Source organism: uncultured Veillonella sp. (assembly GCF_905209685.1).
Lineage (GTDB): Bacteria > Bacillota > Negativicutes > Veillonellales > Veillonellaceae > Veillonella.
Genome location: NZ_CAJLUB010000070.1, coordinates 1 through 9,080 on the forward strand (window position 1 = coordinate 1; position 9,080 = coordinate 9,080).

The 9,080-nt window shown below is 38.9% G+C and carries 6 protein-coding genes; all 6 read right to left on the reverse strand.

From position 1 onward, the window contains the following. Positions 1-142 precede the first annotated feature (142 nt). Positions 143-3,727: a thiol reductant ABC exporter subunit CydD gene (gene cydD / locus QZ055_RS06160; RefSeq protein WP_295825324.1), complete on the reverse strand. Its 3,585-nt coding sequence runs from the start codon at positions 3,725-3,727 to the stop codon at positions 143-145. A gap of 190 nt (positions 3,728-3,917) precedes the next feature. Further along, positions 3,918-4,937, reverse strand: coding sequence for a cytochrome d ubiquinol oxidase subunit II (gene cydB / locus QZ055_RS06165; protein ID WP_005387191.1), 1,020 nt, complete (start codon positions 4,935-4,937; stop codon positions 3,918-3,920). Next, positions 4,928-6,316 carry a cytochrome ubiquinol oxidase subunit I gene (locus QZ055_RS06170; protein ID WP_295825327.1) on the reverse strand — a complete coding sequence of 463 codons (1,389 nt, stop codon included), beginning with the start codon at positions 6,314-6,316 and terminating at the stop codon, positions 4,928-4,930. Before QZ055_RS06170 ends, cydB begins: the two co-directional genes overlap by 10 nt. 63 nt (positions 6,317-6,379) lie before the next feature. Further along, complete coding sequence (locus QZ055_RS06175; protein ID WP_295825329.1) at positions 6,380-6,832, reverse strand: Rrf2 family transcriptional regulator; 453 nt, start codon at positions 6,830-6,832, stop codon at positions 6,380-6,382. Positions 6,833-7,053: 221 nt separating this feature from the next. Beyond that, the gene (locus QZ055_RS06180) at positions 7,054-7,548 is read right to left on the reverse strand and encodes a molybdenum cofactor biosynthesis protein B (protein ID WP_105090264.1); all 495 of its coding nucleotides are present in this window, start codon (positions 7,546-7,548) and stop codon (positions 7,054-7,056) included. An 8-nt stretch (positions 7,549-7,556) separates the two neighbouring features. Further along, positions 7,557-8,417, reverse strand: a complete 861-nt coding sequence (locus tag QZ055_RS06185) for a polysaccharide deacetylase family protein (protein WP_363178839.1) — start codon at positions 8,415-8,417, stop codon at positions 7,557-7,559. Positions 8,418-9,080 lie beyond the last annotated feature (663 nt).

The following is a 9,080-nucleotide window of genomic DNA, read 5'->3' on the forward strand; positions in this document are numbered from 1 at the left end:
ATCCATGTGTTTAGGCTAGTAAATAATATGTGTCCAGGAAAATGGGTACATATCATAGTAAAAGGGGCTTTATTACTGTAGTTTAATATTTAGCCTATTATAAGTTAATAGCTATAATAGATAATTTAACTGATATTTATTTTTATTGAATACTTGCCATAGATAGGTAGCAATATTCGTAGAAATGACCACGAAGCGCAATTAACTCTTCATAAGTTCCATCTTCTATAATTTGACCTTTATCCATAAATAAGATACGGTCCATTTGCTCTAATCCTTCTAACTGATGTGTAATGTATAAGCATGTTTTATCCTTTACATATTCCATCAAATCACGATGTAAAGCCTTTCTTGTTACTTGATCTAAACCTTCCAATGGTTCATCCAATAAAACGATTTGTGGATTTCGCAAGAATAATCGAGCTAATGCAACCCTTTGACGTTCACCACCACTTAAGCCATGACCACCACTACCAACAATCGTATTAAGACCTACTGGCAATCTATCCACTACAGAGCGCAAGGAAGCACGATCGATAGCACACTCTAAATCAGCTGCTGAAGCATCCGGCCTTGCTAGTCGAATATTATCCTCAAAGGACGCATGGAAGATATACGTATCTTGTGTAATAGTTCCCAACGCATTACGCCATGTATCTATAGAAATATCCTTTAATTCTACGTCACCTACATGAATGGAACCACCATAATCATATAAACGCTCAAGCATATTAAATAATGTAGTCTTACCAGAGCCACTAGCACCAACGATGGCAACTGATTGACCTTGCTTAATGTCTAATCTAAGATGTTCATAAATACAACGCTCTTTATTATAACCAAAAGATACATCGGTAAAGGTAATATCTCGATTAGCATTGAATGGTTTTGGTGCCTTCGGGTCTACCACAGGCATTGGCTCATTGGCGAGTGCCATGAGACGACTCGTAGCTACCTTGCTTTCAGCACCATGATGAACGGCAGCAATCATAGGTTGTAACGCCTCAAACCAAGCTTGTGTACCAATGGCAGCAACCGCTACCATAACACTAGCCCAAGCGCCGGTCAAAGCATTAGCAGCCAATATGGCTACAATAACAACAGTAATTTGCACACCACCTAGGAACAGCGTATTCCCTAAGTTCATGCCACGCTCAATAACACCCTTATTAGTATCAACAATATGCATCATATGTTGAATACGATGATAGACTAAATCTTCATTGCCATAGCTAATGACATCCTCTAAGCTATCCATAGTATCACTTAATAGTGATTTATACTCCCCTTGTTGAGGTCCAATCTCAGTCAATGATTGTTTATTATGAGCATATACAACTAAAGGCAATACCAAACCTAATACTAGGGACGACAAAACTATAGGCGTAACCAAAGTGCTATCAATCGTAGAAACGCCATAGGCTACTAAAACAGTTAAAGCAATGGCTGCTACAGGAGGAATTAATGTGCGCAAATAGAAGAATTGTAATACTTCTATATCCCCCATAATACGGCCTAACATATCCCCCGCACCAAAGCGTTTAAGAATAGCTGGTGCTAATGGTTCCAAATGAGCATAGAACCATACACGTAAACCATATAATCCTTGGAATGCCATCCGATGAGATGTATAGCGCTCAAAATAGCGACATACGGCACGGCTAACGCCGAAGAATCGAACCCCTACAATGGCAAGGCTCAAATAAGTAAGGCCTGGTTGCAATGCAGCTGAAGCCAATAACCATGCAGACACAGTTAAAAGCCCTACATTCATGAATACCGTTAAAAATGTAAAAATCAAAGCTAATACTAAAGACCACTTTGCAGGACTTAATACAGAGAATAATAAACGCCATCCTTGTAAGCCCATAGTAGACGTTGACACTTCAGATGTATGTGTATCGTTTCCGCGTACATAAGCACCTTTTTTATCAACAGGAATTGAATAATCTAGGTCATCTCTATCTTGAATATCAAATGATTTCCCTGTTTGCAACTGCTCTTCAATAGTTGAAGAAAATTCGCCTAAACCAGAGATGACCAGGTCTTTAAAATATCCATCTACCGCAATAAGCTCTTCATAAGAACCTTGTTGAATAATGCGCCCCTGTTTTAAAACGTATAACGTAGAAGCCCAGTGCATCGTTTGTAGGCGATGGCCAATAATAATAACAATTTTATTCTCCATCAAACGTTGGATAGCACTACTTATGATAGATTCTGTTTTTACATCAAGATGTGCCGTTACCTCATCGAGAATTAACACTTGCCCTTTTCGTAAGAAAGCACGTGCTAACGCCACCCGTTGACGTTCGCCACCACTAAGACCTAAGCCACCTTCACCAATAACCGTATCAAGACCTTCTTGTTGTCTATTGATCACATCCAGTAGCTGTACTTCTTTACATGCCGCTATAATCTCTTCATCACTTACATTCATTCCAAAGGATAATACATCGCGTAATGTTCCTTTCATGATATGAGGATGCTGGGATACATAAGTAATTTGTTGACGCCACCACTCAATATCGATGTCACAAACATCAAGACCATCGATGGCAACAGTACCTTTAGGAGCAGTTAAAAAGCCTCCAATAATATGAGCGATTGTAGATTTCCCGGCTCCACTTTCACCAACAAGCATAATCGGAGAATTGCGTTTAGCCTCTAATGAAATATGTTGTACCCCATTTTCACTATCTTCATAGGTAAAGGTTAAATCCTTAATTTCAATAGCTTGTATAGGTCCTTGAAGTTTAGATTGTCCACCTACAGGTAACGATGGCTGACGATTCATAAACTCTTCGTATTTTAAAATGGAGGTCTTCCCTGCCATTCCCGTATGGAATGCAGCCCCCAGTTGTCTAAATGGCGTATAAAACTCTGGTGCTAATAACAAAATAAAGAAGGCTGAAAAGAATGGAATTTCACCATCCAATAATGTTAAGCCCAGGTATACAGCAATCAATGCCGTACTAATAGTACTTACAAGTTCAAGAACCAATGCAGATAAGAATGCCACGCGCAACACACGCAAAGTAGAGTCTTTAAACTCTTCAGATAAACGACCAATGACCTTGATTTGATCCTTCGCACGGCCAAAAAGTTTTAATGTGGTGATACCTTGCAATACATCGAGGAAATGCCCAGACAAAAAACTCATACGTTCCCACTGTTCTTTATTGAGGCGATCTGCTTGCTTGCCGATTAAGATCATAAAGAATGGAATTAATGGTACTGTAACAATTAGTATGATGCCAATAATAGGCAATGTATCTACAATAGCAATGCCCATAATAAGAGGAATCATAATAGCATATAAAATTTGCGGAATATATCGAGCTACGTAAGCATCTACTTGCTCTAATCCATCTGTAAGCATATGGATTACATCGCCGTGGCGCTCCTTATGTTGAACACCTAGCTTAAACATATGTGCTAAAGCTCGTTTTCTAAAGGTTGCTTTTACCGCACTTCCCAATCGGTTGGCTACAGATTCTTGCACATAATGTGCTAGTAATCTCACAATAATAGCAATCCCTAAATAGATAATGGTATACCTTTCATCGTGTAAGGTATTTTCAGAAAAAATAAAATTATTAATTAAGGTTCCAAAGAACCAAGCTTGCCCAACAATAGATAGACTTTCAACTAAACAAGTTAATCCTAGTAATAAAAGCTGACCTTTATGTTCTAGCAACGCTTTAAAGGCGGTACGCTGTATCATAGTATCCCCTATGGTAAATATAGTTAATATAAAAAATCATATGAATTTTAGAATCCAATATATACGAACAAATGAATCTAAATTTATCAATATTATATTCATCTTACCACAAAAAAGAGGCGTGCCGCTACGACACGCCTCACATTGAGACTTAAATTTTATAACTCACTAGAGTTATAAAGCTATTCTATTAATAGTGTAAGTCTTTTTCAGATACACGATGACGGAATGTCCAGTATACCCAGATTTGGTAAGCCAATACAATTGGCACAAATACGAAGGCTACACAAGTCATCAATGTCAATGTGTAAGTAGAGTTACCTGCATTTGCAATAGTTAAGCTCCAGTCAGGATTCAAAGAAGAAACCATGATGCGAGGGAACAAACCTGCAAAGTAAGCAGCCGTTACAGAAATAACAGTTAAGGAGCTAAATACAAAGCCCCATTTTGTATTACGAGTACGTGCAGCACCCCAAGAAATGAGGAAGAACACGATTGCTAATGCGAAGCACACGATTGCTAATACAGAGTTGAACAAATCTGTACATACATATGTAGCAGCAACCAATACTAAAGCACCGATTGCAGTAGGAACACCAACTACCAAAGAAGCTGCGCGAGCGCGTTCGGAAACAGCACCAGCTGTTTTGATAGAAGTGAATAAGCCACCATGGTATGTGAATACCAAGATAAACGCAATACCGCAAAGTACTGTGTATGGGCTTAATAAATCAAAGAATGTGCCTACATAGGTCATGCTTGCATCGATTGGAGTACCTTGAATCAAGTTACCAACTGTAACGCCCCACAATAATGCAGGAATCAAGGAACCAAAGAAGATGCAGTAGTCAAAAGTTTTACGCCATAACAAGTTAGGGCTCTTGGAGCGGAATTCAAAAGATACACCGCGGATAATAAGAGCCGCAAGCATTAAGAATAACGCTAAATAGAAACCACTAAACAATGTAGCATATACATGAGGGAAGGATGCAAATAATGCACCACCTGCAGTAATCATCCATACCTCGTTACCATCCCAAACAGGGCCCAAGGCATTGATCATTTGACGACGTTCAACGTCAGTTTTACCGATGAATGGTAATAAAATACCAGTACCATAGTCAAAACCTTCTAATAAGAAGAAGCCAGCGAATAGTACAGTAATTAAAATAAACCATACCACTTCAAGGTTATTAAAAATTAATTCCATAATCTCGCCTCCTCTTTTTCAACTACATCGTGAGATGGGTTACCATCTGGACCTTTTTTGATGTGTTCTACAGCAAGGTAGAGAGCTGCAATAGCTGCTACGATGTACACAACTGTAAAGCCGATGATAGTAGTCATAATTTCTGGAGCTGTAACGGCTTTAGATGCACCGTCTGCAGTTAATTGCAAGCCATATACAAGCCATGGTTGACGACCTGCTTCTGCTACAAACCAACCTGTGGAATGAGCAATGAATGGCAATGGCAATGTCCAGAACATAATTTTCAAGAATGTGCGATTACCAACCAATTTATCTTTTGCATTAAGGATAAGACCTACGAATGCAACGAGTAACATAATGGAACCAGCTGCAACCATGATACGGAATGTCCAGAAGATTGCTGGAACATCTGGAATATAGTTACCAGGACCATATTGAGCCTCGGATTTAGCTTGAAGATCTTTGATACCTTCTACTTTACCAGAAGTAAAGGAGTTTTGAGTCAAGAAGGACAAACCACCAGGGATTTCAAGTGCGCCCGTATTTTTTTGTGCTTTAGTATCAATGTTAGCTACCAAAGAGAATGGAGCTGGATCTTGTGTTTCCCACAATGCTTCCATCGCAGCCATTTTCATAGGTTGTACTTTTGTAATGTATTGACCTTGATGATGACCTGCCAAAGCGCCTAAAGTACCGAATACAAGAGCAATAACCATGCCCCATTTAGCGGAACGACGGTAGAAGTCTGTCGCATTGTTGCGCAATAAGTGCCATGCACTGATAGACATGATAATTACGCCTGCTGTTAATAAACCATTCAACACGATATGGAAGAATTGGCCTGGTACATAGCCGTTTTGAACAATTGTTAAGAAATTGTCCATTTCTGCACGGCCATTGCGAATTACATAACCTACAGGATGTTGCATGAAGGAGTTCGCTACGAGAATCCAGAATGCAGATAGGTTTGTACCTAATGCTACCAACGTAGCTACAAGGGCATGAACAGTTTTATTTAAACGATCCCAGCCAAAGATCCATACACCCATGAATGTAGATTCCAAGAAAAATGCCATTAATGCTTCAAGGGCCAATGGAGCGCCGAAAATGTCACCCATAAAACGAGAATATTCTGCCCAGTTCATACCGAAATGGAATTCCTGAACAATACCAGTTACCACACCCATAGCAAAGTTAATTAGGAACAATTTGCCCCAGAATTTTGCCATTTTTTTGTATACTTCTTTACCAGTAGACACATATGTCCACTCTAAGATAGCTACAGTCACTGTCATGCCTAGTGTGAACGGCACAAACAACCAGTGATAGATAGATGTTAGCGCAAATTGTAATCGAGCTAAATCTACAGCTTCAAACATGTGTTTTCCTCCTTAGAATAAAATACCTACATCACTTGATGAGCTTTTACTAAAAACCTTGTATCATTGCGCTTGTGAATATGGCAACGCTTCAGCCTCAATCAACTGCTCACGTTGAGCAAGAGTTTTAAAGTTAACCTGCTCCAACTGAGTAATTAATTGGTCCTGAATCGTCCCCATAGCCTCATTGATAGCACAATGCCCCATACAAGACTTAGAGCAAGAACCTACATCATATAAACACCGTTGTAAATACGCATCCCCTTCTACCGCTCTAATTACATCGAGCAATGAAATCTCTTGAGGGTCTCGATTGAGGGCAAACCCACCATCTACACCGCGAAAGGATTTCATAATCCCAGCTGCAATGAGACTACGCATAATCTTGAGCAAGAATCGTTCTGGAATCAATTCCTGCTCAGCCAATACAGAGCCAGTTATCTTCGTTCCCGAAGGTAATAGCGCCATATGCAAGACCATGCGAAATGCATAATCCGTGGCCTGATTTAACTTCATAAGGTCTCCTTTCTCGTGCACTCGGACAAACGTATTACTAAATCTAGTATAATCGAAATAAAACAATACTGCAATGGTATTGTTTTATATATTGAGAATTAGCATATATAGATTTTATGCCCATTAATATGGTATTATCTGAATATTTTTATGTCCCTTAAATAGCATTATGAATTCTATTATCAAAAAAAGACTGCCCACGAATGAGCAGTCTAAATATATTATTTTGTAATTTCTCGAACGAGATGGGCCATTTCAGGAATGATAAGTTTACTCATAGCTAATGTAACGGCACCTACAGAGCCTGGCACAGAGAACATCAAGGTGTTATTGTTGACCCCTGCTTCAGCACGAGACGCCATCGCCTTAGTACCAATATCCTCTGTATAGGACAAATATCTAAAGATTTCACCAAATCCAGGAATATGTTTCTCATAGAGGCTATTCGCAGCTTCAATTGTCACATCTCGCTTAGCAATGCCAGTGCCACCTGTAGAAATGATAACATCAATATTTTCATCATTACACCATGGGATCATAGCATTTCTAATTTCATCGTAATCATCAATAACAATTTTACGATCTGCCACAATATGGTCTGCTTGTTCTAAAAACTCTTGTACTTTATTACCGCCTTTATCGGTTTCAAAGGTACGAGTATCAGAAACTGTTAAAACAGCAACGCGTAAAGGTCTTGCTACAACTTCGTAAGACATAGTTCCTCCTAGAATAACGGAATAATAGATGCTAATCTCGGCCATCCATTATCGCGTAAAAAATCACGTAATGCCCATGTGTAGTGAATAAATGGTGCACAATGTAGGCGCATCCAGAACGATAGATATGGTGTATCACCTTGGAATATAGCCAATCGATTTAAGGCATATAGATTATCTCCTGGCTGTACTGTACCTGGTTGTACTGTGAAAGCCATTTTATAACCAGACTGTTTAGTTACATATTGAACGAGCATATCGTTAAACCCACCAGGATATGCTAAATATTCAATGGGCTCACCTAAAATCCCCTCTAATGAAGTCTTCCCTCCAAGCAGAGCATCTGGCAACTCAGTAGGGTCAATTTTTGTTAAGATCTTATGATGATTAGTATGACCTTGAATATCGAAGCCAGCTGCTTCCATTTTATGCATTTGTTCTGTAGAAACAAAACCAGGCGTATTAGCAGCATCACTAATCATAAACAAGGTAGCCTTCATATTGTATTCCTTTAAAATAGGCAATACATTATTGTAGTTATCAACATAGCCATCATCAAAGGTAATAACAATTGGCTTATTCGGTAATTCAGTACCATTTTCTAAATAATCATATAATTGGTCTAATGTAATCGTGTTGTATCCCTGATTATGCAGATATTCCATTTGTTCTCTAAACTGATCCACATGAAGTGTTAATGCAGAATGCTTTTCATCATTTACTTGATGGTAATTAAGAACTGGTACACCATAGATCTTATAATCAGTAGACAGCCCCCACATAACGCCAAATGAGATAGCTAAAATTGCAATACATATTGCGAGAAAATATAATAATTTTTTAATACAGCTCTTGCCATATTTATACATATAAACTAATCACTCCAATCCACTTAAGCATATAATGAGAATATCACACATACCTAGTATTATCAAGAAAATCCCTCACAAGATATTCATATTAATTTATGAATGAAAATATTTATTAGTAATATGCAAAAGTAGACGTAAAAAAAACTATAAACTTGTAAATCAAAATTATAGGGCTCGTTATTTACATATATTTGAAGTTACTCAACTGGTTTGCAGTGCGATACCATTGGTGCTAAGTACCGTAGTATCGGTTAGATGTAGTTTATTTACATAAATTTGGAGCTACTCAACTAATGTACGGTTCGGTAACATTGGCACAAAGTGCCGCGTTACCGTATGGATTAGTTGGATTCTACCACTAGCCGCAGAATGCTTAATCAGCGAGTTCTTATGTACGGTTCTTAGCTCCAGGATACTGGGTGTTCGTCGCTGTGGATGGACCTATGTAGCTACGCTACATGTCCATCTTACGCTCCGAACTAAGCGATGCAGTGAATCTGTCGTCGCTTCGCTTCTCCATCTTCTACTGCCCTGCTTACCAGGTACCCTGGGAGGATAGGAAGCCAAACACAAAAAAAAGACACACCCTCAGGTGTGCCTTTAGCTTAATCAGCGGCTTCCTATCCTCCCAGGCCGTCTCCAGCCAAGTACTTTCGGCGT